The organism is Geodermatophilus sp. YIM 151500, from assembly GCF_025716945.1.
Classification (GTDB): domain Bacteria; phylum Actinomycetota; class Actinomycetes; order Mycobacteriales; family Geodermatophilaceae; genus YIM-151500.
Window position 1 is genome coordinate 14213 of sequence record NZ_JAOVZT010000021.1, and the last position, 25963, is coordinate 40175.

Below are 25963 nucleotides of genomic sequence, written 5' to 3' on the forward strand. Positions count from 1 at the left end.
CGCCTACTCGCCGGCCACCACAACGATGGCGACCAGACCCACAGCGGCACGGGCGGCGACGTCCGGCCCGACGGCCGCGTCGACGAGCACATCGACCACGCGCAGGCCGTCGGTTCCCGGTGGACCGCTCTGCACCACCGTCGCCTCCACCGCCCTCGGGGCTCCCCCCTCGGTCGGGGCTGGAGCGCTGCCGGCGGCCACCGGCACCAGGAGGACGGCATCGCCCGGGCGCAGCGCGGTCGTCGGCAGCTGCACCGCCGACACCCCGACCCCGACCAGCTGCTGGCCGGGAGCCGGAAGGCGCTGATCGGTCAGCGCGTCACGGGTGAGCAGCGAGCCCGGCGCCAGGGTGGTCGCCGCGATCAGGCCGATCACCTGGTCGCGGTCGCCGTACGGGATGGGCTTCAACGCCGGATCGGCCGAGATTCTCGCCTCCACCAGGTCGGCGGCGGTGAGGGTCTGCCCCCAGGGCACCTCCCGCGCGACCGCGATCACCGGGGACGTCTGCCCCAGCGACGTCGCCAGATAGGCCGCGCCGAGCGCACCGAGGACCACCATGGTCACGGCCAGGGCCAGCAGGGCCGGACGGCGGCGGCGACGCGGTGGCTGCAGCACCGGCGCCCGGGACAGCCCGTTGACCGCCGGGGACAAGGGCGGTGCGCCGGTCTTCGACGGCTGAGTGGCAGTCATCGGTGGCTCCCGTCCTGGTTGAGGACGTGCAGCTCGCCTACGAACAGCTCCGCCGACGACGACAGCTCCAGCGTCTCGGTGCCTGACAGCCCCCCGCCGGACCAGGTGATCGTCCACGTGCTCGTCGCGGTGATCGGCCAGGGTCCGCCACCGGGGACATGGCGGCTTGAGGCCTGCGCATAGACATGGCCGCAGTCCGGGGACTCTCCCTCGGCGCCCGGCGGGTACGGCGTCCCGGCGCCACAGACCACCGTGGTGCCGTCCCCCATGTTCCAGACGATGCTGCTGACCTCCCCCACGGCGGCGACCGTGACGCCACCGGCCGACACCGACTGCCGGGTCGGCCCGAGGAACTCCTCCCCGCGCTCGGTCCACATCCACACCGGCAGACCCACCAGACCACTGGTGGACCCGGGTGGCGGCGCCATCCGGATCTCCGGGGCGCGCATGACCAGCGACGCGATCGCCTGCTCCGCCAGAACACGCGGGTCCACGGGCGGTCCGGCAGGCGGAGCGGAGCCGTTCGGTACAAACACGAGCATCGTGGTGAGACCCGAGCCGTCCACTCGTGGACAGACCTTGGCGTACATCGCTCCGTCGGCCGGGGACTGTCCCTGCCACAGGGCACTCGTCGATGGCGGCTGCGGCTGCGCCACCGTGTACGTGCACGGGTTCTGGGGCGAGGCGTCTCCGCCAGCCGGCTGTCCCCCACCCGGGCTGACAGCGCCGGCTACGGACTCGGCGTCCGCATCCTGACCCGGTGAAGTCGCCTCGACCAGGCAGATGCCGGTCTGCGCATCCTGCTTGGCGCAGTCGACGGGTGGGGCCGCCATGGCGTTGTCCAGGCCACCGGAGGCGGCGAGGATCGCGGCCGCCAGCAAGGCCGCGCGTGACACCTTCAGCACGGTCGATCCGTCAACGGGTCAAGCTGGTTGACCAGCCACGGGGATCCTTGTTCGGCCTCGTAGCGGGTCACGGTGATGTCCCAGACGTAACGCGGCGGAGTCCCCGGTGGCACGACCTCGCCGGTCTCCACCTTCACCACCCGCGTGCTCTGGCTGTCGTAGCAGCCCGTGATCCTCACGGTCGGCCCTTCGGGAGACGCCAGATCCACGGTCGTGACCTCCAGGTCGACCGCGGTGTCGCCTTCCTGGCGGAGGCCGATCGTTGCGTAGTCCCGAACCGCCGTGACGGCGAGCAGGGCGGCGGGATCGCCGGCGAATCGCCGGATCTCCGGTTCCCAGTCCCTAGCGCCAGGGTCTCTCTTGGCTGCGTCGGTTACGCGCAACATCTCGTTGACGACCGCGGTGGCGGCTTCCGCCGCCTCTTCTTCGGGAGTCGGCGCATTGCTCGTTGCGGGAGCAGTAGTCGGGGTCCGCGAAGCTGACGACGTCGTCGCGCTCGGCGACGCGCCCTCTGGACTGGCCTCACCTTCCGTGCAGCCGGCGACGGACAGCAGCGCAAGGAGTACGCCAGCCGTCCACCGCCGCCCGCTCATCGCGAGTGCCCTCGCCGGGCCCGCAGGCTGGCCTCCTGCACGAGGACAGCCGCCACCGCTCGATTCATCGGGCTCAAGACCGCGCCGGCCCATGTCACGGTCGGTTCTGTTGTGCGGGCCATGGGCACCTCCCTGGGCAGTGGGCGGGAAATTACCACCGGAATCGCCCACGGAGCCAAGCCCTTCCTCCAGTAATTCTCCTGTTCAGCCGCCGAAGGACGCCAAGGCCGCGTGGTCGCTACGCGATCGGCGGACGGCGGCTTCCACACGTGGAACGTCCACGCCGAGAACTTCGGCGATGGCGGCGATCACCCTGATGGAGGGATCCGCGCCAGGGCGTCCGTCCTCTAGTCGCACGTACGTCATGACGGACACGCCAGGGGCGGTGACTTCGTTCGTGGCGCGTCCGGCCGCCAATCGCAGCGCCGCCAACGGCGGGTCATCGGGATCGACGTCGAGCAGATGCAATGGGTCGACACCGAGCGCGGCCGCCAGCCGGGGGATGAAGCGAGGCCGCGGTCGTTCCAGTCCGGTCTCCCAGACCCGGATGCGCGCCGGACTCGAGAGTTCCAGCCTCGTCGCCAGCTCTTCTCTGCTGAGACCCACAGCCTGGCGGGCAGCCTGCAGGCGGTCGCCTCGAAGCAGCGGCCGCGCCACGGCAGCTCCCCATCACCCGATCGGTGGACACCCGCCCCCGTGGCGCCGAACCCTAGTGCCCTGTGCCCGCATCGATCAGGCAAGCGTCTCATCACCGGCGCGGCGCGGCTGTGTGTCGACATCGTTCGACCCGGGGTCCCCGGCGGAACGACTGGAGGCTGTGCGGCGGCCATGATCGCAGACCTGGCGCCGAATGCTCCCGTCGTCCGACGCGACTCCCGTTCATCGGGGAACTGCTGCAGGAATCACGCCAGGGTGCACAGCGACTCCGTAGGGAGACTGGAGATGAACTGGAGACCTGCGTGCTCGACGGTGTCGACACCGACGAGACGGGCGTCGTGAGCGCCTGCGTCGTCACGGCGAAGCCATCGAGTTGAGGTTCCAGGACTGCAGGAAGACCGGAACAGTCCGCCGAAGACTCTCGGCCATGGAACCTGCAGCCCATCCGCCGCCGCGGCACGCTCCATACCGGCCACGGTGCATCCCGGTCGGTGAGGCCGGCCGCATCATCCGCAGACGCCCCCTTCTCCATCCGCAGGTCGGTTCCTGATGTCGGGGACGACCTCGGAACGCGTGGCGCTGCATGAACAACACGATCAGTTGCTGACCGTCGCCCAGGCCGGGGACTACCTGGGAACAGGGGAGCGCTTCGTCCGCCGGCTCATCGCTCAACGGCGGATCGCCTACGTCAAGCTCGGCAAATACGTCAGGCTTCAGCGCTCGACCCTCGACGCGTACATCGCGGCCGGACGTGTCGCGAGCGACGGGTAGCTCACCTGGCGTCGCCCGGAGTGCGTCCCTCACCACGCTTCCTTGTGACAGCCTCCGCGCCCGCTTCCACGACGGCGAGCGACGAAGGCCAAGTGCCAAATTGCCGACCCTCATGGGGCCGTTCGACGAAAAGTCCGCTGTCCGTTCGATCACAGCGGGTCCTGTGTGCAGTCGAGCTGAGGCTCGGGTCTTCTCGCCACTCGGCAAACACGTCTCGCGGCGGAAGTCAAGCCCGCCGCCGAAGGCTGTGGAAGGCCCTGCGCCGATCTGCCCCGCGGGGCTGGCCCCGCGGGCAGCAGCGCAAGTCTCACTTGCACTGGAACGCGTGAGGAGTTCGTCGTCATGGGTCGTAGGGCGTGGGGAACGGTCCGCCGGCTTCCCTCCGGCCGCTACCAGGCTCGGTACCCGGATGGTTCGGGCAAGCAGGTTTCGGCGCCGCACACATTCGCGACCAAGGCCGACGGCAATCGGTGGCTCGCCAAGGCGCAGACCGAGATGGACTCGGGCCGCTGGATCGACCCGAAGGCGGGCCAGGAGACGCTCCAGGTCTATGCCGAGCGCTGGGTGGAAACCCGCCTCGTCGGAGGCCGGCCGCTGGCCCCCCGCACGGCGGAGCTCTACCGGGCACAGCTCAAGAACCACATCCTCCCGGCCCTGGGATCGACACCACTGCGCCAGCTCGAGGCGTCCGCCGTCCGGGCCTGGTACGGCAAGCTCAGCGGCCCCAGCGGGCCGGGCCAGGTCACGGCGGCCAAGTGCTACCGGCTGCTGCGTGCTATCTGCACCACGGCTGTAGACGACAACCTCATCGCCCGGAACCCGTGCTCCATCCGTGGGGCGGGGCAGGAACGTCCCAGCGAGCGACCGATGTTCACACTCGGCCAGGTCCAGGCGCTGGTCGAGGCCGTCGAGGATCGCTGGCGAGCACTGATACTCCTGGCCGCCTGGACGGGCCTCCGCCTCGGTGAGCTGTCGGCGCTGCGCCGGGAGCACCTCGACCTTCAGGCGGGCACCGTGAGCGTGAAGAGCGCGGTCGTCGACGTGGTCGGACAGGGACGTTCCTACGGGCCTCCGAAGTCGGCGGCTGGCCGCAGATCCGTCGCGATCCCGCCGCACGTCATCGGCGACCTGGAGCACCACCTCGCGATGTACGCCCAGCCCGGCGCGTCCGGGCTGGTCTTCGTGGGGCCGAAGGGCGGACCGATCCGACGCAACAACTTCACCTCACGGGTGTGGGCCCCGGCAGCGGAGGCCGCCGGACTCCCGGCCGGCTCCCACCTGCACGACCTACGCGGCTGGGGCGCCACCATCGCCGCGCAGCACGGAGCCACCACCAAGGAGCTGATGCACCGGCTCGGGCACGCCTCCCCCGCCGCGGCGCTGCGCTACCAGCGCGCTGAACAAGAACGAGATGCCGCCCTCGCCGCCGCCATGAGCGCAGCACTGAAGCAATCGGAGGGTGCGGACTCGGCCCGACCAGCGTCTGGCTAGGTGCACCGCCGCGGGAGTCCCTCACGGACGGGTTCTGCAAGACACCTCCTACTGCCAAAGGACTGTCCTGCGCCTCCTCGATACGACCGGCGTCCCGCGCAAGCAGCCGAGCCTTCAGGCAACAGACCACACCGTTGTCCGGGATGCCTTTTACTCCGCAGCGCCGCCCGTTGACCCGCTACTCCTTAAGCGCCATGGTGCGCGCTGCCCGATTCACCGGCCGCACCGTGCGGGGCAGCCGCACCGTGAATAGGGCAATCTGGTGCTCGTCCGCGAACGCCGATGCCTGAGCCGAGTAGCCGGCGTAGGCAAAGCAGACGGCCGCCCGCCCGCCAGCAGCCCCTTGCAGCTGCTGCAGCACCGGCCGGCCGACCGGCTTGGTGGTGTACTTCACCTGCGCCACCGCGAACCGTGCCACCACGTCCAACCCGCCATCCGCACCGGCGGTCGTCACGGCGGCATCGGCGAAGCCAAACTGCCGCAGGGCGGCCGCCGCCAGGCGCTCCGCTTGCTGCCAGTCCCCGGCCGTCGGCTGGCTCGGGCTATTGCCGCCGGCCGAGCCGCGGTCGCCCCACCAGAAGCGGTGCCGTTCGGCCGGAGGCAGCCGATCGGCCCAGGCCTGCACCGCCGCGAACTGGGCCGCGCTGCACTCCTTGGAGGCGTTGAAGTAGGCCGACATACGCACTTCCTGGGCACGCCGCCAAGCGAAGTAGGGCTCACCGGGGTCGCGCCGCGCTTCGATGGCCTCAACGAGAACGTCCCGCACGGCTGTGACCGCTTCGACCAACGCCGCGAAGCTGCTGTCGCGAGCCAGGACGGCCGGATGGTCGGCCGGTAGGACGACGTTTAGCTCGGCAGCCGTCTCGTCGGGCTTGGCGTGGTCTCGGCGCCAGCGGACGAAACTGCCGCAGAGGACACGCTCCAGTTCGTTCAACGTCTTCAGCTGGTTCGCTGGCGTCACGACTTCCCACCGGAAGCGCGATTCGTCGTCCCGCTGTTGCGGCAACGGAGCGGGCGGTGCCGCGAACGGCGCTGTGAACTCCGTAGGTCCGGTGACCTGCCAGAACAGCCAGTCGGGCGGCATGTCGGGCCAGGCCAACTCTGGCGTCCACCCGACCGGCGGCCGGAACCCCGGGGGACACGCCGGCCACTGCGACGGACTCAGCCAAACAAGCTGCAGGCCAGGCGCCGCCGGGATGTCCGACGCCGCGTCTCGGTATGCCATCCACTCCCCCGTAGTCGCTGTCCCGTCCTTTCTAGCCGAAGCGGCAGCGCACCGCCGCCAGCCGCCCACCCAGCTTCTGCTGCGCGACGCGTCCTCCGCTGAAGACCGGCGAGCCATCATCTGCAGACCGGACCTACAGCATTCGAAGCGACGGAGTGAGCGATCATTCGGCTGGTCCGGCGTCGTTGCGGGAGGCGACGCGAGCTTTGCCCGCGGCACAAACATGGTGCACGTCGACCCCCCACGAAGTGGAGAGCGTCGATGCCGCCGAACCGATCCGGCCCCAGAGCCGTCGAGGTCCTGCGATGAGGGGATCTCGTGATGCTGAGGCAATAGAAGGCACAGCGCCGGGCGAGTACCTTCTGAAAGGCTTGGAGAAGCTGAGAAGCCTTTGCCCTCCAGGCTGACTGTGCGGGTTCGATTCCCGTCACCCACTCGATCGCGGTGTCGTGGGACATCGTTCACCTGGTGTCCCGAGACATGCGCTCGGGGGCGCCGCCATGGCTCCCATCCCTCCGGCGAACAGAAGCCTCCAGAAGTGCCGGTGCGGGACAGTCTAGGGTCGCTCACCATCTCGTCGGCATCATCCGGCGCAACGCGACGGTCGACTGGGACAAGAAGGAACGGGTGCGGGCGTCCCTGCACGGGCACATCCGGCGGCTCCCATGAAGTACCGCTACCCGCCGGACAAGCAGGAGTGGAGATCGTCCTGGTGATGCAGCAGGCCGAGATCCTCCCGACGGGGATCGCGGCATGACCTCCGACTCTCAGGCCTCGACTTCGATGGTGCGGTGGTCAGCCGCGGGCATGAGCGGCGAGATCGCGCAAGGCTGCCAGCAGTTGCTCGCCGCCGAGGCGGCACGTCGGCCGACTGAAACGATCCCCGAGGCGTTGGTGTGGGTCCTGACGTGGAGCCTGACCGGGCTGCCGTTCGAGCAGGCGGCGCGTTGGTGTGACCTTCCCGTGCCGCTCGCTGACCTCCCCGTCGCAGCGCGGTCGCCACCCGCCACGGTGTCGCACCGTGGCTCATCGAGGCGTGGGTCGAACTCGGCATACGGCCCGACGCTTGGGATCACGAGGACGATCCGATTTGCATCCACAGCGCGGCCGAGTGGGACTGGTACGTCGACGTGCAGACAATCCGAACCAACGACGATGGCTTTGAGGATGTCGTCGACTTCGATCGCTGGCTGATCATGACCACGACGATGGATCCACGCAAGGTGCGCTACCTGTAGGGGTCCGGCAGACAGGGTCCGCACGCTCGAACTCGGGAATCCTGACCGCCGGCGCCCGCACACCACCGACCGGCCGCTGGACCCTTGGGGCACCCGGAAAGCACGACCGGCGGGCTGAGGCGGGACCCGCCTCAATAGAGGCAGACGAAGCCCGGCCACACCTGCGTCCATGCAGTGCCCGCGCGGACTCCAGCTCCGCAGCGAGCTCTTGGAGTTCCGAGAGCCGAAAGGGGAAGCTCAGGCCGGTCGCGAACGTCGTACGGAGGGCCGCCGGTGCGGCCGTCCTTGCCCACGCACGGGGCCGGAGCTTTGGCTGGGTGTCAGGCAGCCCATGGCAACCTGAGTACCTCGGCGACCCTGTCGTTGCACAACGGCACGTACTGCCCGTCGACGGTTCGCCCTCCCCCGAAAAGCTCCACGACACGACCCGACGTCCGGTCATCGAGCAGGGAGGAGTCTGCCGCGAGCGCTCGGTTCACGTAGTCCACGACGTCCGGAGCCGCCAGTTCGGCAAGGGCGTTCCGCAGCTTCGAGTGAGCATCATCGTCGAGCTGAGCGCCCGAGAGTGCTCTGACGTTCTCGGCGATGACGGCCGCCGCCAGCATGATCTCCACAATGCGGCACTGCGCCTCCGCGCTGCTCATCTTCGTCCGATGCCCTTCGAGGGCGACCTCGACCTCGCTCGCGAACGCCGCGACCGACATCGAGGGCGCTTCGGACGTGACGGCTTCGTCGCCACTTGCTACCGCTCGCGCGGGCTCGGCCGCCGTTGCCCCGCGGTTCTTCCACCAGCTCGTGAGGCTCGGCACCCCCTTGAGACCACCGATGGTCAGCAGGACGCCGACGCCGAGGCCGACGGCCACCTTGAGAAGGCCGGAGTCATCCTCGTCCTCGTCCACGGGACCCCCGAAGACCGCCTGTGTCTCCAGCCTGTTCGTGTCGTCAGAACGCGCGAGCGGGCTGGTGCCACCGGCTGAGAAATGCGTACCAGCGGGTCGCCCAACCCACATCGGCTCCCACAGCAGGTCGGGGTCCAGGTCCTCGAAGGTCATTCTGCGACTGTAAGTGCGAGCGCTGACGATTGATCGGAGGTCAGCGCCGTCGAGCCGCACCAACCGGCGGGGCGGTGCTCCGACCCCGTGTTCCCTTAAGTCCAGGTTCGAGGTGTCTGCGGCCAGGCACCTCCCGCCTGCCCACACCGAGCGCCCGCCGGACACTGAGGCACGCGGAAGGCACGGTCCGGGGCCCGCAGCCGTTTGACCAGCAGAGAAGTGCGTCAAGAGCCCTCGCCTTCCAAGCTGACTGTGCGGGTTCGATTCCCGTCACCCGCTCGACGGCGGTCGCGGAACACCGACAGGTGTCCCGCGACCCCGCTTGGTCGCGTTGCGCCGTCTGTGCGCGGGAGACCCTCCGCTCACCCCGCTGAGGGCGGCGGGTCGCGACGCTGCCAACCCGGCACTGAAGATCACGATCCAGAGGATCACCGGATAAACGATCCAGCGCTCCACGCCGCCCTCCCCGAGCCGTTCGAACACCCCGACCCGCGTTCCGCAGCTGATGCAGGTTCTGGGACGCATTGGCGAGTGAAGGCCCTGGTCAGGGCTATGCGGCCTGGCGCAAAAGCCGGAAACGCCTAGTGACACGGTTGCTGATATCGGGCCTGTTAAACTGGCATGTGAGCCGCTAAGGTCTAGTGCGTGTACGTGAAGTCGTCCACGCGACACACGGCCCGCGGGCCGGTGCGGTATCTGCAGCTGGCGCACAACGAGTGGGACCCGGCCGCGGGGGTGTCCCGGACGAAGGTGCTGTACTCCTTCGGCCGGGAGGATCAGCTGGACCGGGCCGCCGTGCAGCGGCTGGTCGCCGCGCTGTCGAAGCTGCTGTCCCCGGAGCAGGCGCTGGCCGCCGGCGCCCCGGCGGGCCTGGCGTTCACCGAGTCCCGCCCGCTGGGCGGGGCGTTCGCCCTGGACGGGCTGTGGCGGCGGCTGGGCATCGATGACGCGATCCGCTCCCTGCTGGCCCGCCGGCGCATCGACGAGCAGTTGGCCGAGCGGGTGATCTTCGCGCTGGTGGCCAACCGGGCGCTGGCGCCATCCTCCAAGCTGGCCGCGACCGGCTGGATCGCCGCCGACGTCGCCATCGACGGCCTGGACGGGGCGGGCGAGGACGCCTGCTACCGGGCGATGGACGCCCTGCTCGGCGTGGAGGACGCGCTGGCCAAGCGGGTCTACGACGCCGTCGCCGACCTGCTCAACCTCGAGGTCGACCTGCTGTTCTTCGACACCACCTCCACCTACTTCGAAACCGACGAACCCAACGCCCCGGTGGCCCGCGACGAGCGCGGCCGAGCCCTCGATCCCGAGGCCGCCACCGACGGACAGGCACCGGCGGCAGGGTTTCGCAGGTACGGCAAGTCCAAGGACCACCGCGACGACCTGCCCCAGGTCGTCATCGGCATGGCCGTCACCCGCACCGGCATCCCGGTGCGGGTGTGGTGCTGGCCGGGCAACACCGCCGACTCCGCGCTGATCCGCCAGGTCAAAGACGACCTGCGGGACTGGACGCTGGCCCGGATCGTGTGGGTCGCCGACCGCGGCTTCGCCTCCGCCGAGAACCGCCGCTATCTGCAGCGGGCCGGCGGGCACTACCTCCTCGGCGAGCGGCTGCGCTCGGGGTCGGCGGAGGCGGCCGCGGCGCTGACCCGCCCCGGCCGCTACCGGGCCGTGGCCGACAACCTGCAGGTCAAAGAGGTCCGGCTACCCGAGGACATCGGCACCGGGGACCGATTCGTGGTCTGCTTCAACCCCGAGGCCGCCGAGCGCGACCGCCAGGTCCGCGAACGACTGGTCGCCGCCCTCGAAGACGCCATCGGCGGCAGCGACAAGCTCACCGCGACCAAGCGGGCCGAGCTGCGCGGGCAGCTCTCCACCAAGCCCGGCCTGCACCGCTACCTCAAGACCACGCCCGGTGGACTGCTGCGGATGGACAAGGCCGCGATCGCCGCCGAGACGAAGCTGGACGGCAAGTTCCTGCTCCGCAGCTCCGACCCCAAGCTCACCGCCGAGGACATCGCCCTGGGCTACAAGCAGTTGCTCACCGTCGAGCGCGGCTGGCGAGACATGAAGCAGCTCATCGACCTGCGCCCGGTCTACCACCGCCGCGAGGACCGCATCCGCGCCCACGTCCTGCTCTGCTGGCTGGCCCTGCTGCTCATCCGAATCATCGAGACCACCACCGGCCGCACCTGGACCGGAGTGCGGGCCGAGCTGCAGCGCCTGCACGTGGGCACCTTCACCGGCCCGGCCGGCACCTTCCGCCAGCGCACCGAACTCACCACCGAACAGCAGGCCATCCTCGGCGCGCTGGGCCTGCCCGCCCCGCCCCGCATCCTCACCGCCGCACCCGCGGCCGCCTGACCTGGGACTTCACCGCGCCTAGTGACACGCCCGGTCACCAGGCCAAGACCTGTTTCCGCAGCTCACCCCGCCCAATCGCCGACCAGTCGGCTACATCAGCTGCGGAACCCGGGCCCGACGTCGCCCAGGACCGTGTAGCCGACGAGGAACGCCAAGGCGATCCCGCCGAGGATCACGTGCACCGGGCGCAGCACCCGGGCGTGTCGAAGTCGCTGGCCCACTTGCTGGTGGCCGCCGCTCAGGAGCAGTGCCGATCCTTACGCACCATGGTGATCGTCGCCTCGTCGGCGCCGGGCACCATCGCGCATGCCAGCTTGGCGACGCCTTCCAGCACCTGCTGGGGCGAGGTGCGGCCTGGAGGCTGCGCGCGGCCTCGGCCAGCCGCCGGGCCGGCGCGTCCAGGCGGACCTGCGTGCCGGTGTCCTGCACCGAAGGCTGCCCCCATTCACGCAGACCGTCGTCGCCCCCAGTGGTCACCGCGCATCTGACACGTTCGGAGACACCTCGGTAGTCCCCTCGCACGGGGCGGCCCCACGTGCGGAGCCTTCACGCGGGGCCTGACCCGCGTCCGCCCCCATGGCGCGCACGCGGGACGCAAGCACAGCACAGCCGACCACCCGGGGCGCAGCGGGCCGTCGCCGACGCGAGTAGGCTGTGCACTACAAGGTCGGTCCTGTCACCTCAGCGTGTTTGGCGTTGACCGTTGCGGTCGGCCACGGCGGCCGAGGCAGTTGTCCGCTGGTTCTCGTGCCGGCTTGCGCTCGCGCCACGCCGGTGACGCCGCCCCGTGGGCTGTCGCGATGCGCGTTTCAGCGGTCCATGCCGATCCCCCGTGGATCGAGGTAGGTCATGGACTCGTTCGGCAAGCAGTTCGCCGCCCGGTCACCCGCCCAACGCGGTCTCCGCCGATGAGCACCCGAGGCCTGGACAAGGACGACATCCGAGCCGGCGGAGATCGTCCGATCGAGGGGTCCGAAGGCGCCCGCGTGCGCCCATCGATGTGGGGACAAAGGCCGCGGCCGGAGTCAGGGAGCGCTCTGGTGATCGGGCGCCGGGGGCCGGCCGGGCTGGCGGACCTGACCGCAAACCGGCGGCGGCTGTCCGCGGCTCTGCACGACGGCGCCCGCCCGCCCGGTGCCGACGAGGACGCGGTCGAGCGCTTTCTGCTGGCCTACCAGGAGCTGACGTCCAACGCGCTGCGGCACGGCCGCTGGCCGGTCGGGGTCACCGTGTCCAGCACCGACACCGGCTGGCTGCTCGAGGTCAGCGACGCCGCGGCCGACCAGCCGCCCCGCCCTGCCATCGGCCGCGATCCGGGGCCAGGGCGCCTGGGGCTGCGCATGGTCGCCGATATGTCCAACGCACACGGCTGGGACACCGACGGCCACCGCAAGGTCGTCTGGGCTCGCATTGACTACACCTCCCCGTGATCATCGGGAGACGGCACTTCTCCCTCGGCCGGACAAGTGCCCACCTCCCGCCAGCGACGCGTCGACGACCCCACCACGGTCCTCCACAGGAACCGAGAGCGCTCTCACCTGCGCGACGGTGCCGCCGTCCGTGACCCCGACGACGGCAGCTCTGCGGGCGACGCACGACCCGCGCCTCACCGTGTACATCCGCCGTCGGGACGTGCGCCTCGAACTGGTGCTCGCGGTCCGGCGAGCGGAGCGCGGCTCCTCGTCGAATTACACAGCCCTGTCCGGCCGGCGCCGCCCGACCGCCTGATGAGGTCATCCCCATGTTCTCTGCCGCCGTCTGGCCGTCCTCATCGGAGCACGCCCGCGGAATCCGAGCCTCGACCGACAGGGGGCTTACGGTTCGCGTGCGTCCGATCCGGCGGGTGCCGAGCTGATCGGGCGCAGAACCCCGTCCCCCGGTCGTCCCACGGCGGGCGAACCCTCAGCTCAGTTCCCGCGTACCTCAAGGCGCCTCAAGCCAGTCGGCGTCCCCGCCCGCAAGCCGCGCACCGCCCCAGCTGCTCGGTTGCCCCCCAAGGGCGCGGGTCCGCCCGTCACCCTTGAACCTCTGGCACTGGACGCGTCCGAGCCACAGATGCCGGGGCCGGCGCACGGGCTCGGCGGCGCGGGGGCGGCGGGGCAGCGGGGTCCCTGGCTGAGCGGGGCTGGGACGAGCGTCGGTGCGCTGGGATGCCTGGGTGTGTCCATTCAGGGACCGGTCTCCCTCCGCCAGCGAGGGGCTGGGCGTCGAACGCGCCGAATTCCACCATCCACCTCGGCCGGGTCACCAGGCGACATAGGGCTCAGGCCGCTGGCCGTCGTGCTCTCCCCCGCCGCCTCGTGCTGCAGGACCGCCCCAACCGCGAACAGCGTCGGGCCCAGCGCGGCTAGCGGCAGGCCCGCGAGGCGGCTCCCCGACGCGGCCTCGGCGCCCACCTGCACGGGTCAGGCATGCCGTACAACGGGGCACCGCGCGGCGCGGCAGGCACTCGAGGGCGCGGCACGGGATGGCGTACCGTCCGGGCACGGAGCCACTCAGGCTCCCGATGAGGGAGCACGCCGCTGATGGCCGACAAGTCCCCCCGACACACGATGTCGAAGAAGTCCGGCAAGTCCATCAAGGAGAAGCGCACCGAGCGCAAGGCCAAGGCCGACAACACGGCCCAGGCGGCGCGGCTGACACGCGACAAGAAGCCCTGAGCCCCGTCGGCCCCGACCACCGATCCCCGTGATGAGCACCGAGCCGGAAGTCCCCGCCCCCGGCACCGAACCGCCGGCCGCGAGCCAGCGGCTCCCCGACCCCTTCACCGACAGCGAGCTGGAAAAGCGTGCGGACATCGCGGAAGACCGGCGTCGGCAGCGGGAGCTCGACGACGGGGAGCTGGGCGGAGAGGCCTGAAGCCCGGCAGTCCCGCCGCCCGGCGCGGCGTGCCGACCTCCGCGCATGCCTGACCGGCACGCCGACAGGGGGGCAACCATCGCCGCTCACAGAGGACGGCGCGCCGGGTTCGGGAGTCGGGTACGGCCAACATGTCGTGCTTCCAATTGGTCGCCGAAAGTGACGGCCTAGGAGCACTTTTATGTGCGGTGGTCACCACCGGACCCCGTCGGTCCCGCTGGGGCCCCTCTCCTCTCCCACGCACCACCACGGGAGCTGGGCGGGATTGATCGTCAGCCACGCCAGCTGGGCCTACCCCGGCAGTCGGGCCATACAGGTGACGAACTGGTTGCTGGCCCGGGCGGTCACGAGCTCCTGCGCGAGCTGCTGCAGGTCGACCGCTTCATCCAGCTCCCAGACCATGTCCGTGCCGGCCAACCGCAGGATCTTGGGCATGTGCGCCACCAAAGAATGGGCAACGGGAACTCGTCCACCGTACCGCCGGGGATCCTCTGAGCGACCCCGGATGCCCCACCGATTCCCTGACGTCTGCGGTAACGCCACGCCATTTTTCATGGCGATTCTCGGATTCTCCCTTCGCGATGGTCCAGATTGTCGGGTCGAATGAGCAGACCAGGAATTTTCGCCACCGCTTTTCGCTCCCCCGCAGCGATATTGGGCGTACCGTCTGAGATGGCGCCAGTGCGGCGTCTAGCCCCTCCGCTCACGGAGGGAGAACGGCGGTCCCTGATGGGACCCGACAGGACAACCCCGGTCAACGGCGGACCAGCCACTCCGGCCCGGCCCGTCACCCCTTCGACCCCAGGCCAGGCTTCCTTCCAGGCTCCGGCGGAGCCTGCCGTACCCGGCCGCCGCGCCGGACGGGCGTGGGTCGCCCTGATCCCCGCGATGCTGGCTCTGCTCGTCATGCTCATCTTCGTCTTCCAGAACCTGCAGCGCAGTGAGATCAGCTTCTTCGGGCTGTCCGGCGATGCCCCGCTCGGCCTGGCCCTGCTCGGTGCGGCACTGCTCGGTGGCCTGGTCGTCTTCTGCCTCGGGTCGGTCCGCATCGTGCAGCTGCGCAAGCTCGCCCGTGGCCGTCAACAGCACGTGGATAGGTCATGACCACCATCCGGCAGAGGCGCCTTCCCTCACGAGGAGCGTCGACTGGCATGACACCCGACGGCCGAGAGGCGGTCGCGCGACGCGATGCGGCGGGCGCTGGCGGCGGCCCCGTCCGCATGGCATTGCTGGAGCCGGTTCGAGGCGAACGCACCCGGTTGGACGGGGCCTGGTGGCCGCGTTCCCGCAGCCTCCGGACCGAGCTGCCCGCCCTGATCGCGGCACTCAGCCAGCGCGGCGTTCGGGTCAGCCGGGTGACCTACCACCCGGACAGCTGGGACACCGCCTCCCGCCGGCTCGCCGCGGATGGTCGAGTCATCCGGCTCGGCTGGTTTCGAAGCCTGGACCCGCATCTGCTCAACTTGACCGCCGGAGAGGGCGGTCGTTCCCGGCTCGACCTCCTCGTCGTGCCGCCAGACGCCACTGAGGCGGTGGCCGCGAGGGCCATGTCCGCCGCGACCGCCCGTGAGAACCATGGCACGCCCACGGCCCTGCTGGACACTCTCCAGACGGCGCCCGACGCCGTCCGCCCCGCGTCACCGGTTGCAGAGCCACTTGTGGCCGCCGACTCGAGGGAGGCCGACGAAGGGGTCTGGGATTCCGAAGGCGCACGCGCGTCGGTGACGGTCGCCGGTAACGGGGCGAAGCGGCCCCGTCCGGCCGCGCAAGGCGGCCTGCACCTGTGGCCGACGGCATCGGGGACCGACACGTTCACGGCACCCCGGTTGAGCGTGTGGTCGAAGGTGTCTACCCCACCGACGGAGACGGTGCCAGGCACGTACGCCAGAGCGTGTGCGGCGGCGGGGACATCAGACCACGGCCGGGGCCGGGTACGCCGGCAGCCCCGACCAGGCATTCCAGGCCTTGGCCACCGTCTCGATGAACAAGAACCTCGAGGTGCGCGACATCGCCGAGCACCTGGTCCTCACCGGCGAGCGCCCTCGCCGAGACCCTCGACGAGGCGCTGTGGGAACTGGTCTGCGCCAGCCTGGCCCCCTATCGCAACCCCTGGGACGACCCGCTCCCCGCCTTCCCGAAGACCAGCCGGGGACGGCACGAGACCTCCTGACCGCCGCGGCGGTCGCACCCGGAACAGCCTCGGGTCGGCGCCGGGCCGCACGCGTTGCCGGCGCGTCGACCCGGCCGCGTTCTGCCTCGGCGCCTGCGCACAACGGGGGTCCGCACGCGAGGTTGTGCTGATCCTGAGACCGCCGTCGACATGGAACCGCGGAAGCCTCGGCCGGCAGCGGCGGCAGTCACGATCAGGCAGAGCCACGTCCCACGTCGGACAGCGTCCGGCGAGTAGCGTCGACGCCGACACAAGGGGGCACCATCGCCGCACACAGTGGACGCTGCGCAGAAGGCCGCCTCGAGTGCCCCTGCCGGGGCGACGAGACCATCCACGAGGAACGGTCCCGCGCGCTCACCGAAGCTCGCGCCCACTCCGAACAGCCCGTCGACTGCCCCGAGTGCGGCGCCGCCACGACTCCGCTGTCCATACTCACGTGGGGGAACTGCCGGGCCTGTCGCACCGCGCAGTCCCGCCTGACCCATCCCCTGCGCTGGTGACGCACGCCGGCACCGCCCGGCCCGCCAGGTGATCATCCGTCGCCCCAGGAGCGGTGGCCGGGCACGCCGACCTCACGCAGATCGGTCACAGCCAGCACCCGGCCGACCGGGTAGAGCTCGATCTCGGCGTCCTCGGTCGCGGCCGCCGTCACGGTGAGCCAGCCCGGCGGCCCGAACCTGACGACCCTCCGCAGCAACTCGAGCTGACGGGAGGGGTTCGCGGGGTCCTCGACCACCACCCGCCCCTCGTACAGGTGCCGGTCGTTCACGGTGGTGACATCCATCCGCACAGCCTCCTCCGCTGACAGCCGCCGCCCGCCCGCGCGGTCGCCGGACCCGCCCTCCGGGAGAGCCACCGGCCGATTCGGTCCATCGGCACCGCTGCCGCGGGAACTCGCGTACCGTGACAGCCGGTCGTCGTTGTGCCTCTGCCTCGTTCCCGAACGTCCGCAGTCGTCTCTGCCTGACGTTCCTCTCGGTCCTGCCGGTCGGTGCGGCGACCCAGGGGCCGGCGTCTGCCGGTCCTGACACCCCAGCACGGAATGAGAACGACATGGCTCAGGGCACTGTGAAGTGGTTCAACGCTGAGAAGGGCTTCGGCTTCCTCGAGCAGGACGGCGGCGGACCCGACGTCTTCTGCCACTTCTCCGCGATCACCGGCAGCGGCTACCGGTCGCTGGACGAGGCGCAGCGCGTCGAGTTCGACATCACCCAGGGCCAGAAGGGCCCCCAGGCGGAGAACGTCCGCGCGCTCTGATCGATCGGGAGGGGCCGCGGCTGCGTTCGCGCCGCGGTCCCCGTTTCCCGTGCGAGCCCGTCTTACCGGCGCCGCACGGGCGCGGTGACCCACCCCGCCACCGATCGCCGGGATCGGCCACACTCGCGGACGTCCTCGCGGTCAGCTGACGGATGTCAACGCCGGCGCCATCTGTCAACTGCTCCCCTTGGCGTCGAGCCGCCGAGCGGAGCTGAACGAGGTGCGGCCTTGGTCGTCGCGTTGACTTCCCCCGACTGAGCAGCGCTGAAGGCACGGTGTCGGGCAAGAAGCGCGCTGACCAGCCAATAGGGACTCCACTGAACCTACCTTCCCAAGCTGATTACGCGGGTTCGATTCCCGTCACCTGCTCCACCGCGGTGTTTCGGAGCACCGTCCACAGGTGTCCCGGCAGACCGTTGCGTCTGCACCGTTCGCGTTGTCAGCGCGGCTCTCGTCCCTCGGGCGACTGGGCGTCTCCGTCAGACCCGGGCAGTTCATTCAGGACTGCGCCGGCCGTCTCGCGCTCTCGCCGACCCGGTTCCACGGCCAACCGGCGATCCCGCTGCGGCAGGCATCGTTGTCGTGGAGAGGTTACGGGCCGGCCGCGTTCCATTCTTGACAGCGATTGTTCCAACACACTAGGGCTGGTGTGTGCTCGACCGGGATGGGCTGGAGCTGTCTCGCCATGACCCCTGATCCACTGGATGACGAACGCAGGTGGGCCGCGGACAAGCGCGATTTCGTCGCCGATCGCCGTGATGACATCGCTGCGGAGCGGGACACTGTCGCGGACGCCAGGGATGCTGCGGCCGATGAACGCGAACGGCTGGCGGACGTGCGGGCGGCCTTGCTGGACGAACGTGAGCGGCGCGGCGACGTTCACGCCGCCGCTCAGGGTTTGCCTCTGGCCCGCCCCTCAGCCGAGCCTGATGAGCCCGTAAGGGAGCATGACGATGGCCGACGTTCGCGCCGCCAGGCGGCTCGAGAACGGGACGATCACCGTGCCGAACGGGACGCCGCGGCCGCAGCGCGGGGCGAAGCAGCGACGCGTCGAGAGGCCGCCCAGCCGAGCACCATGCTCGCGAAGGTCTTCGCCGAGATCGCCGAGCATCTCTACGCGGCCGACAACGTCGACGACGTCCTTCTCCAGGTCGCCGAAGCCGCCGTGTCCACCGTGGCGGGCTGTCGGATGGCCAGCATCACGGTCGGCGAAGCTGGCGCGTTCCGCACCGTGGCGTCAACCGACCCTGCCGCCAGCGCCACCGACGACGCCCAATACCAGGCCCACCAAGGGCCCTGCCTGACCGCCATCGACGAACCGGTTGTCTACGCGCCGTCGTTCCCCGATCGGCGCTGGCCCCAGCTCGCGTCCCGTCCACTCGAGTTCGGCGTGCAGTCCGCAGTTTCCTACCGCCTGGCCGGGGCGAACGCCACCGCCCACAGTTCCCTCGCCGGATCCATGAATCTCTACGCCGTCACAGCGGATGCGTTCAACGACGACGCGCGCACAATCGGACTTATTCTGGCCGCCCACGCCTCCGTGGCCGCCCGGGTGGTCCACGACCGCGTCACCCTCGAACAACGGGGACAACACCTGCGGGTGGCTCTGTCCTCCCGAGACGAGATCGGGCAAGCCAAGGGCATCATGATGGAACGGCTCAAGATCACGCCGGAAGCCGCGTTCGACCAGCTGCGGCGCTCCTCCCAGCGGCTCAACCAGAAGCTGCGCGACGTGGCCGCACGACTCACGGAGACCGGCGAAATCGACGAGCCGGGCCCCAGGTGACGCTGACCGGCCGCGTCGTGCCGGCCAGGGGATGACCCCGGACAGGGACCACCGTCACAAGAATCACGGCTGGCCCCACCGCGGATCACCCCCTGGTGGAGCCATGCTCCGCGCCCGATCGTCGCCGGGCATGCGGGCGAGCTCGACACATCGTCCGCGTTGGATGGCGCCCCCGCACATCGATCCGAAACGGTTGCTGCCTCCGCCAGCGCGACAGCTGGCACCCGGGGGTAGCACCGTCGCCGCTGTCGAGCGCGGTGGTCCGTCCGTCGGCGGTTCGACCGAACACCTGGCCTGGGATCACGGAGATCACGGATGACCCGTCCGCCAGCCTGGTTCGGAGCGGGCGGTCGTCCATCGACGCCGAGCGAGCCGGTCCCCTGCCAGTCCCGCGTCATGCGCGCCCCGTGGCCGCGAGCACGGTGCCCCACAGCTACGCAGCAGGCCAGGGTCGAGCCTCGCCGGGTACTCGGTACGGAGCCAGGCTGGAACAGCCGGCGTCCCACAGACACTCGTTGAGGCCGTGGGCGAGGGCGTTGTGCTCGGTGGCCGGCCACTCGGTGACACCGGCGAGGTAGGCGGCGAGGGCTGCCTGCGGGCGGTTGCCGCCGAGTTCGACGTATCGCCACCACAGCTCGGACAGGGGCAGGGCGCCCAGCCTCCAGGCAAAGACGGTGAGCGGGCAGGCGGCAATCGTGGGGGCGGACAACCGGAAGCCCCTTCCAGATAGGGCTCGCAGGCCGCCGACGGTGCGTCGACAGTCGTGCGACCAGGAATCCACTATGCGCTCTGTTTGCGGGCTTGGCGATAGGGCTTGGCTTGTTCGACGCGCCGCACGGATCGGGTCGATGACTGTCGCGTTGGCCGCCACCGAGCCGCCTCTCACGCCGGGTCGGGCGAGTAGGGTCCATGGCACGAGTTGGTCCCATGCTCACGGCGAGTTGGCGCCGTTCCGACGACCGGCTCCCGGCGACCCCCGTACCGCGGTCGCCGGCGCTCCCGTCGACTCCCCGCTCGTGGGCAGTCGCCGACGCCACCACCGGGCTGCCGCGAGGTTCGACCCCGCAGCTCTTCCGCGAAGCGGAGTCCCTCGTGTCCACGCCTGAGCCGGGCGACGAGTCGCCGCGCGATCCCCGCGCTGCCTTCGCCGAATTGAGCAAGTTCATGCTCGGGGCGCAGCAGCTGTCCGAGACCCTTGCCCGGGTCGCCGAGCTGGCCAAGCAGACCACCCCGGGCGCCGCCGAGGTGTCAGTCACGCTGCTGCACGACACCGAAGTCGCCAGCGTGGCCTTCACCGAATCGCTGGCAGCCCAGCTCGACGAGCGCCAGTACGAGGCCGGATTCGGCCCATGCGTGGACGCCGCGTCCTCCGACACCACGATCAGCATCGAGAACACCGACGACAGCCCGACCTATCCGGACTTCGCCCGGATCGCCCGCCGGCACGGCATCACCCACACGATGTCGACCGGGCTGCCCGTGCAGCGGCGCACCATCGGCGCGCTGAACGTCTACAGCACCGCCGGGGGTGCCTTCGACGACACCACCAAGGAGTTGGCCACCGCCTTTGCCACCTACGCGGCGGTGGCCGTGGCCAACGCAGACCTGTACGCCAGCACTGCCAGCCTCGCCGCCAACCTGCAGCGCGCCCTGGAGTCCCGCGCGGTCATCGACCAGGCCAAAGGCATCCTGATGCGCGACCACCGCAGTTCCGCCAACGGTGCCTTCGACCTGCTGATCCAGCTGTCCAGCACGAGCAACCGCAAGCTCCGCGAGATCGCGCAAGACATCGTCGACGAAGCCCAGCGCGATCCCCTGCAGTAGGGCTGAATGCGGATCCGCCTCTGAGTGGGCCGGGGGCGGCGCTATCGGGCCTTTCCCCCCGGCCGTCACTGCTGCCGACCGTGTCCGAACCGGGTCCGTGCAGGGCCACGATCGTCTCGGCCACCGAAGCGAGGACCCGGAGCCCCGCCGGTGCGTGATCACCCGGGACCCGGGCGAGAGCGTCTCTACCGTCGACGGTGTCAGACCGGCCTTCCGGTGAGTAGAGGCGGCGCACAGACGACGTGCGCCCACACGCACTTGCGGCCGTCCGAGACCACCCAGCCGTGACCGTCGCTGAGCCGGGCCACCAGATGCAGCCCCAGACCGCCCAAGGCGGCGTCACGCCCCACGGCCGGGGTGGGCAGTCGGTCCGGCTCGGCGTCGCTGACCTCGATCAACCAACCAGTCGCGGTCAGGGTGACAGCCACCCGGGCCGGGAGACGACCGTGCCGGAGCGCGTTCGAACTCAACTCCTCGAACGTGAGCAGCAGCCGATCCGTGTCGTCGTCGACAGCGCCGGGCGGGCAGAACCCGACGGCCGCGGCCGCGCGCAGCCGTCGACGGAGCACCGCGAGGTCCAACGGCGTCTCCGGATCTCCCGTCCAGGCCGAACTGCGAACCGACCGTCCGGCCGGTGGTGACTTCTGAGGCCACGCCCGCTCGCCCATGCCCGCTCCAAGCCCGTCAGACCGTGGCTGATACGACGCGGAAGGTCCACGCACCTGGATCGGCAGTCGCTCCTGGCCGTCTCTTCGACACTGATCCGTCTGCTACGGCGGCAACCCCAGGCTACCGCCGCCACCGGCATCCGGCTCAGGCCGCATCTCAACCGCCGGCGCCCCTCCTCGATGGGCCGACACCCTCGCATGACAACAGCGAACCCGCCGGACGGTCGCGCCTACGCTGCCCGCACGCTGAGGTCCGGGTGGTGAGAGATGGCCGAGATCGGGCACCGGCCTGTCGTCGTCCTCCCCCGCGACGCAGTGTCCCCCGACACCGGCGCGCACTCGTCACACCATGCACCACCGCCATCCGCGGCCTCGTCAGCGAAGTCGGCTTCGAGCCCGGCAAGGACCACGTGCCCCGCCGTTGCGGGGTCAACGTGGACTCGGTCGAGAGCGTCTCCGTCGCGATCCTCGGCGGCCGGCTCGGAGGATTGGCCGACACGCGCATGCGACCGCCCTGCGCGGCGCAGACCGACGCTGTCCCGGTGGTACCGCACCGGATGCTGCGCAGGACGGTTGCCATGCCGCCCACCGACTTCGCATGACCCGGCCCTGACGACGAACACGGCCGGGACACGCCTCGGCCAGTGTCCGCGGGCACGGCGCAGACCGAGGCGCCAGCAACGTTGGAGCGAAGCCGCCCCATCAGACAAACGTGATGCGTTGTGGGCGCCGTGACGCTAAGGCACGCCGAAGGCACGACGGCGAGCTCGCTCGCCGCTGACCAGCCAGGATGGCGCTCGGAGTCTCAAGCCTTCCAAGCTGGCCATGCGGGTTCGATTCCCGTCACCCGCTCCAATGCGATGTCGCGGGACACCGTTCACAGGTGTCCCGCGACATCGTTCACGTTGGGGCCTGTGGTTGGTAGTCCCGGGTCGGGTCGAGTTGTAGATCCCTGAGCAGGCGTCCGCTGGTGGTGAGCACCCGGACGTGCAGGTCGTGGACCAGCAGGAGGACCGGTGTGCCGGCGTGGCGGCGGCCGATGCCGATGTGGTGCAGCCGGCTGTTGTGCCGCAGGGTGAAGCGCCCCCGGTTCTGTGCCGCCTCCTTGTGAGTCACGGAGGATGGTGTCATGCCGAAGAAGATCGATCCGGCGCTGAGGGAGCGCGCGGTGCGGCTGGTGCGTGAGCACCGGGGCGAGTACTCCTCGACCACGGCCGCGGCGGTGGCGGTGGCGGTGGCCCGCCAGTTGGGTGTGGCCCGGGAGTCGGTGCGCCGCTGGTTGGCCCAGGCCGAGATCGACGACGGCGCCCGGCCGGGGATCACGTCGGAGGAGTCGGCGGAGATCAGGCGGCTCAAGGCCGAGAACCGCCGGCTGCGCGAGGACAACGAGATCCTCAAGGCGGCCACGGTTTTCTTCGCCGGGGAGCTCGACCCCCGCAACCGCTGATCAGGGCGTTCATCGCCGATCAAGTGGCCCAGGGCCGTGCGGTCGAGTCGATCTGCCGGGTGCTGCGCGAGCAGGGCTGTCAGGTCGCCGCGCGGACCTATCGGGAGTGGAAGTCGCCGTCGCGGCCGATCGCCGTCCGCACCATCACCGACGCCCAGGTGCACAACGCGGTGCGCGATGCCGCCTGGACCACCGGTCCCGACGAGGTGCGCCGGCTGGCGCCGGAGGGGCTGTACGGGCGGCGGAAGATGACCGCCCTGCTGCGCCGCACCAGCGTCCCGCAGGCCAGCGCCGGGGCGGTGGACCGGGCGATGCGCGCGCTGGGGCTGTCCGGGGTGCGCCGCGGCAAGGCGCTGCGCACGACGGTGCCGGGCAAGGACGGCAGCCGGGCCGGTGACCTACTGGACCGCAACTTCACCGCGCCGGCGCCCAGCCGCGTGTGGGTGTCGGACTTCTCCTACGTGCGGACCTGGGCCGGGTTCACCTACGTCGCGTTCATCGTCGACGTGTACGCGCAGAAGATCGTGGCCTGGCACGCCGCGACGACGAAGACGACCGAGCTGGTGATGACCCCGCTGCGGATGGCGATCTGGCAGCGCTCCCGCGAGGACCGCGCCGTCGTCCCCGGCGAGTTGATCAGTCACAGCGATGCGGGCAGTCAGGGCGGACTCAACCGGTCGTCGCAACACCTCAAGATCACGGAGGTGTTCGATGGTGCGACGTCAGCAGCAGGCGGATCGGGCTCTGCGGCCCGCGATGCGCTCACCGGGCCGGCCGATGCCGGCCCGGCACGTGGAGCGCGCGTTCTGGCGGCTGATCGCGCAGGGCAAGCGCACCGAGGAGGCCGCGCTCGAGATCGGCGTGTCCACGCCGGTCGGTTCCCGCTGGTTTCGTCACGCTGGCGGCATGCCGCCGCTGAGCCTGACCGAGCCCACCGGCCGGTACCTGTCGTTCCACGAGCGGGAGGAGATCGCCCTGCTCAAGACGCAGGGCCTGGGAGTTCGGGCGATCGCCCGCAAGCTTGAGCGCCACCACAGCACGATCTCGCGTGAGCTGCGGCGCAACGCCGCCACCCGCAGCGGCAAGATCGAGTACCGAGCGACCGTCGCGCAGTGGAAGGCCCAGACCGCCGCCCGGCGTCCCAAGCCGGCCAAGCTCGCGACCAACCCGCGGCTGCAGCAGTACGTCCAGGAGCGGCTCTCCGGCCAGCTGCAGCGCCCCGACGGCAGCCCGGCAGCCGGGCCGGCGACGACGTGGAAGGGCCTGAACAAGCCGCCTCGCGCCGACCGGCGTTGGGCGACGGCGTGGAGTCCGGAGCAGATCTCGCGGCGGCTCGTGGTCGACTTCCCCGACGATGCCGACATGCGCGTCAGCCACGAGGCGATCTACGAGGCCCTCTACATCCAAGGACGCGGTGCGCTCAAGCGCGAGCTGGTGGCCTGCCTGCGCACCGGCCGAGCGCTGCGCAAGCCGCGGGAACGCGCGCGGAACAAGCCGCAGGGCCACGTCACCGCCGACGTCGTGCTCTCCGAGCGGCCGGCCGAGGCCGAGGACCGCGCGGTTCCCGGGCACTGGGAGGGCGACCTCATCATCGGGCTGAACCGGTCGGCGATCGGCACCGTCGTGGAGCGCGCCAGCCGTTACACGCTGCTGGTCCACCTACCGCGCCTGCCCGGACACGGCCTCGTCCCGCCGGTCAAGAACGGACCCGCGCTCGGCGGCTACGGCGCGATCGCCATGAAGGACGCCCTCGCCGCGACGATGGGCACGATGCCCGCCGACCTGCTGCGGTCGCTGACCTGGGACCGCGGCAAGGAACTCTCCGCGCATGCCCACTTCAAGATCGAGACGGGCATCGCCGTCTACTTCGCCGACCCGCACGCGCCCTGGCAGCGAGGCACGAACGAAAACACCAACGGTCTGTTGCGCCAGTACTTCCCCAACAGGGCTCGTGCAAAGTCGTGAATGTCCTGCTCGGGAGTCCAGTCGAGGCACTCGTCAGGCTGCGGTGAGGGCGTCGAGGACGTCGGCCGGCCGGTAGCTGAAGGTGCGGTGGGCGGCGGCGATGTTGGTCTCGCCGCGCAGCCGGATGATGTTGATGGCGGTGTTGCGCAGGGCGGCCATGACTTGTGGTCCGTGGCCGGTGCGGACGCGGGAGTGGTCCTCACCCTCGGTGACGTCGCGGACCCAGTGCAGGCAGTTCTCGATGGTCCAGTGCGAGCGGATCCAGCCGGCCAGCAGCCGCGGGTCGGCGTCGCGGTGGCCCAGGGAGGTGATCGCGTAGACGATCTTCACCGACGGCTTCGCCTGGCCGGCGCGGCGGCGCCGGCGCACGACCTTGATGGCCCGGGCGCCGTGCGGGAACAGCCGGGCCTCCGGCGTGCCGTCCAGGTCGATGACCTTGATCGAGCGGGACTCGGTGCGGCCGTGGCCGATGGTCCGCTCGCGCTGCCCGGACACCTGGGCCCAGGGCAGCCGGGCCAGCGCGCGGCGCAGCGTGGGCTGGTTGCCCTTGACGGTGAACAGGTAGTGCCCGCCGCGGGCGTGCAGATAGTCGGCGTGGGCGCGCTGGCAGTGCAGCGCGTCCGCGGTGACCACCACATCGTGCAGCTCGGGCACGGTGTCGAGGACCGGGACGAAGGCGGCCAGCTCGTCTCCGCCGGCCACCTCGACTTGGGACAGCGCCAGCTGATCGAGGTGGTCGAAGACGGCGAGCAACTTGGTCTGCTCACCCTCCCCGTCGCGGGCGCCGCGCAACGTCTTGCCATCGACGGCCAGCACGATCCGGTCCTCGCCGCGGGGGCGCGCCTCGTCGGCGTGCTCGCGGCGGCGGCCCGCCCGGCGGGCGGTGACCCAGCCGGTCAGCGCCGGCTGCAGCGCGGTCGGGTCGACCGCGGCGAGTACCCGGCCGAACGTTGTCCGCGTACGACCTGATCCGAAAAGGCCCCCGAGCAGTCGCTGACGAG

At 70.6% G+C, this 25963-nt stretch carries 22 protein-coding genes and 3 pseudogenes; 14 read left to right on the plus strand and 11 right to left on the minus strand.

Translation table 11 applies throughout. From position 1 onward, the window contains the following. Positions 1 to 3: 3 nt before the first annotated feature. The 4 genes from OF117_RS21280 to OF117_RS21295 all read right to left on the minus strand — a co-directional run bounded on the left by OF117_RS21280 (position 4) and on the right by OF117_RS21295 (position 2845). A complete protein-coding gene (locus OF117_RS21280; RefSeq protein ID WP_263554861.1) occupies positions 4 to 690 on the minus strand; it encodes an SAF domain-containing protein in 687 nt (228 codons plus the stop codon). Beyond that, on the minus strand, positions 687 to 1595 hold the full coding sequence (locus OF117_RS21285) for an ATP/GTP-binding protein (RefSeq protein WP_263554862.1): 909 nt from the start codon (positions 1593 to 1595) through the stop codon (positions 687 to 689). Before OF117_RS21285 ends, OF117_RS21280 begins: the two co-directional genes overlap by 4 nt. Then, positions 1589 to 2188, minus strand: a complete 600-nt coding sequence (locus OF117_RS21290) for a hypothetical protein (protein WP_263554863.1) — start codon at positions 2186 to 2188, stop codon at positions 1589 to 1591. Before OF117_RS21290 ends, OF117_RS21285 begins: the two co-directional genes overlap by 7 nt. Positions 2189 to 2392: 204 nt before the next feature. Next, entirely contained in the window at positions 2393 to 2845 is a 453-nt protein-coding gene (locus OF117_RS21295; RefSeq protein WP_263554864.1) for a helix-turn-helix transcriptional regulator, read from the minus strand. Between the two features lie 549 nt (positions 2846 to 3394). On the opposite strand from OF117_RS21295, the gene OF117_RS21300 reads away from it, so the two are divergent. Next, positions 3395 to 3616, plus strand: coding sequence for a helix-turn-helix domain-containing protein (locus OF117_RS21300; RefSeq protein WP_263554865.1), 222 nt, complete (start codon positions 3395 to 3397; stop codon positions 3614 to 3616). A 342-nt stretch (positions 3617 to 3958) separates the two neighbouring features. Then, positions 3959 to 5107 (plus strand): tyrosine recombinase XerC, encoded by a 1149-nt coding sequence (gene xerC / locus OF117_RS21305; protein WP_263554866.1) that lies wholly within the window; start codon positions 3959 to 3961, stop codon positions 5105 to 5107. A gap of 178 nt (positions 5108 to 5285) precedes the next feature. On the opposite strand, the gene OF117_RS21310 is transcribed toward xerC, so the two are convergent. Next, on the minus strand, positions 5286 to 6191 hold the full coding sequence (locus tag OF117_RS21310) for a restriction endonuclease (protein WP_263554867.1): 906 nt from the start codon (positions 6189 to 6191) through the stop codon (positions 5286 to 5288). 621 nt (positions 6192 to 6812) lie between these two features. Between OF117_RS21310 and OF117_RS22310 the strand changes: the two genes are divergently transcribed. After that, the gene (locus OF117_RS22310) at positions 6813 to 7001 is read left to right on the plus strand and encodes a type I restriction enzyme endonuclease domain-containing protein (RefSeq protein WP_411969473.1); all 189 of its coding nucleotides are present in this window, start codon (positions 6813 to 6815) and stop codon (positions 6999 to 7001) included. Between the two features lie 889 nt (positions 7002 to 7890). Here the strand turns inward: OF117_RS22310 and OF117_RS21315 are convergent. Further along, the gene (locus OF117_RS21315; protein ID WP_263554868.1) at positions 7891 to 8622 is read right to left on the minus strand and encodes a hypothetical protein; all 732 of its coding nucleotides are present in this window, start codon (positions 8620 to 8622) and stop codon (positions 7891 to 7893) included. Between the two features lie 645 nt (positions 8623 to 9267). On the opposite strand from OF117_RS21315, the gene OF117_RS21320 reads away from it, so the two are divergent. The 4 genes from OF117_RS21320 (at position 9268) to OF117_RS21335 (ending at position 13845) form a co-directional block, all read left to right on the plus strand. Further along, complete coding sequence (locus OF117_RS21320; protein ID WP_263554869.1) at positions 9268 to 10986, plus strand: IS1634 family transposase; 1719 nt, start codon at positions 9268 to 9270, stop codon at positions 10984 to 10986. Between the two features lie 1040 nt (positions 10987 to 12026). Beyond that, the gene (locus OF117_RS21325) at positions 12027 to 12416 is read left to right on the plus strand and encodes an ATP-binding protein (RefSeq protein ID WP_263554870.1); all 390 of its coding nucleotides are present in this window, start codon (positions 12027 to 12029) and stop codon (positions 12414 to 12416) included. A gap of 1095 nt (positions 12417 to 13511) precedes the next feature. Next, on the plus strand, positions 13512 to 13646 hold the full coding sequence (locus OF117_RS21330) for a hypothetical protein (protein WP_263554871.1): 135 nt from the start codon (positions 13512 to 13514) through the stop codon (positions 13644 to 13646). 31 nt (positions 13647 to 13677) lie between these two features. After that, a complete protein-coding gene (locus OF117_RS21335; RefSeq protein WP_263554872.1) occupies positions 13678 to 13845 on the plus strand; it encodes a hypothetical protein in 168 nt (55 codons plus the stop codon). Between the two features lie 291 nt (positions 13846 to 14136). Here the strand turns inward: OF117_RS21335 and OF117_RS21340 are convergent, their stop codons facing one another. Beyond that, entirely contained in the window at positions 14137 to 14280 is a 144-nt protein-coding gene (locus OF117_RS21340) for a hypothetical protein (protein WP_263554873.1), read from the minus strand. A gap of 453 nt (positions 14281 to 14733) precedes the next feature. Here OF117_RS21340 and OF117_RS21345 point away from each other — a divergent pair, with 453 nt between their 5' ends. Both OF117_RS21345 and OF117_RS22315 read left to right on the plus strand, forming a co-directional pair. Next, a complete protein-coding gene (locus OF117_RS21345; RefSeq protein ID WP_263554874.1) occupies positions 14734 to 14949 on the plus strand; it encodes a lipopolysaccharide assembly protein LapA domain-containing protein in 216 nt (71 codons plus the stop codon). A gap of 116 nt (positions 14950 to 15065) precedes the next feature. Beyond that, a pseudogene (locus OF117_RS22315) lies at positions 15066 to 15392 on the plus strand (DUF5994 family protein); the annotation flags it as partial. A gap of 1155 nt (positions 15393 to 16547) precedes the next feature. Here OF117_RS22315 and OF117_RS21350 read toward each other — a convergent pair. Continuing rightward, entirely contained in the window at positions 16548 to 16799 is a 252-nt protein-coding gene (locus tag OF117_RS21350) for a hypothetical protein (protein WP_263554875.1), read from the minus strand. 269 nt (positions 16800 to 17068) lie between these two features. Between OF117_RS21350 and OF117_RS21355 the strand changes: the two genes are divergently transcribed. The 3 genes from OF117_RS21355 (at position 17069) to OF117_RS21365 (ending at position 20882) form a co-directional block, all read left to right on the plus strand. Continuing rightward, complete coding sequence (locus OF117_RS21355; RefSeq protein ID WP_263554876.1) at positions 17069 to 17272, plus strand: cold-shock protein; 204 nt, start codon at positions 17069 to 17071, stop codon at positions 17270 to 17272. A gap of 685 nt (positions 17273 to 17957) precedes the next feature. Continuing rightward, the gene (locus OF117_RS21360; protein ID WP_263554877.1) at positions 17958 to 19058 is read left to right on the plus strand and encodes an ANTAR domain-containing protein; all 1101 of its coding nucleotides are present in this window, start codon (positions 17958 to 17960) and stop codon (positions 19056 to 19058) included. Between the two features lie 1092 nt (positions 19059 to 20150). Next, positions 20151 to 20882 carry a GAF and ANTAR domain-containing protein gene (locus tag OF117_RS21365; protein WP_263554878.1) on the plus strand — a complete coding sequence of 244 codons (732 nt, stop codon included), beginning with the start codon at positions 20151 to 20153 and terminating at the stop codon, positions 20880 to 20882. Between the two features lie 200 nt (positions 20883 to 21082). Here the strand turns inward: OF117_RS21365 and OF117_RS21370 are convergent, their stop codons facing one another. Both OF117_RS21370 and OF117_RS21375 read right to left on the minus strand, forming a co-directional pair. Continuing rightward, on the minus strand, positions 21083 to 21463 hold the full coding sequence (locus OF117_RS21370) for an ATP-binding protein (protein WP_263554879.1): 381 nt from the start codon (positions 21461 to 21463) through the stop codon (positions 21083 to 21085). Between the two features lie 987 nt (positions 21464 to 22450). After that, positions 22451 to 22666, minus strand: a complete 216-nt coding sequence (locus tag OF117_RS21375) for a hypothetical protein (RefSeq protein ID WP_263554880.1) — start codon at positions 22664 to 22666, stop codon at positions 22451 to 22453. 13 nt (positions 22667 to 22679) lie between these two features. Here OF117_RS21375 and OF117_RS21380 point away from each other — a divergent pair. Then, a pseudogene (locus OF117_RS21380) lies at positions 22680 to 23665 on the plus strand (IS3 family transposase); the annotation flags it as partial. Between the two features lie 43 nt (positions 23666 to 23708). Then, positions 23709 to 24938, plus strand: a pseudogene (locus tag OF117_RS21385) (IS30 family transposase); the annotation flags it as partial. A gap of 57 nt (positions 24939 to 24995) precedes the next feature. Here the strand turns inward: OF117_RS21385 and OF117_RS21390 are convergent. Then, positions 24996 to 25963, minus strand: a 968-nt coding sequence (locus OF117_RS21390; RefSeq protein WP_263554881.1) for an ISAs1 family transposase, incomplete at its 5' end; no start/stop codon positions are given.

Bases quoted from the DNA above. Each gene is read 5' to 3' on its own strand.
- OF117_RS21280 (WP_263554861.1), bottom strand. From the start codon at position 690: ATGACTGCCACTCAGCCGTCGAAGACCGGCGCACCGCCCTTGTCCCCG.
- OF117_RS21335 (WP_263554872.1), top strand. From the start codon at position 13,678: ATGAGCACCGAGCCGGAAGTCCCCGCCCCCGGCACCGAACCGCCGGCC.
- OF117_RS21350 (WP_263554875.1), bottom strand. From the start codon at position 16,799: ATGGATGTCACCACCGTGAACGACCGGCACCTGTACGAGGGGCGGGTG.
- OF117_RS21355 (WP_263554876.1), top strand. From the start codon at position 17,069: ATGGCTCAGGGCACTGTGAAGTGGTTCAACGCTGAGAAGGGCTTCGGC.
- OF117_RS21310 (WP_263554867.1), bottom strand. From the start codon at position 6,191: ATGCCGCCCGACTGGCTGTTCTGGCAGGTCACCGGACCTACGGAGTTC.
- OF117_RS21300 (WP_263554865.1), top strand. From the start codon at position 3,395: ATGTCGGGGACGACCTCGGAACGCGTGGCGCTGCATGAACAACACGAT.
- xerC (WP_263554866.1), top strand. From the start codon at position 3,959: ATGGGTCGTAGGGCGTGGGGAACGGTCCGCCGGCTTCCCTCCGGCCGC.
- OF117_RS21345 (WP_263554874.1), top strand. From the start codon at position 14,734: ATGCTGGCTCTGCTCGTCATGCTCATCTTCGTCTTCCAGAACCTGCAG.
- OF117_RS21340 (WP_263554873.1), bottom strand. From the start codon at position 14,280: ATGCCCAAGATCCTGCGGTTGGCCGGCACGGACATGGTCTGGGAGCTG.
- OF117_RS21290 (WP_263554863.1), bottom strand. From the start codon at position 2,188: ATGAGCGGGCGGCGGTGGACGGCTGGCGTACTCCTTGCGCTGCTGTCC.
- OF117_RS21315 (WP_263554868.1), bottom strand. From the start codon at position 8,622: ATGACCTTCGAGGACCTGGACCCCGACCTGCTGTGGGAGCCGATGTGG.
- OF117_RS21330 (WP_263554871.1), top strand. From the start codon at position 13,512: ATGGCCGACAAGTCCCCCCGACACACGATGTCGAAGAAGTCCGGCAAG.
- OF117_RS22310 (WP_411969473.1), top strand. From the start codon at position 6,813: ATGCGCTCGGGGGCGCCGCCATGGCTCCCATCCCTCCGGCGAACAGAA.
- OF117_RS21360 (WP_263554877.1), top strand. From the start codon at position 17,958: ATGACCCCTGATCCACTGGATGACGAACGCAGGTGGGCCGCGGACAAG.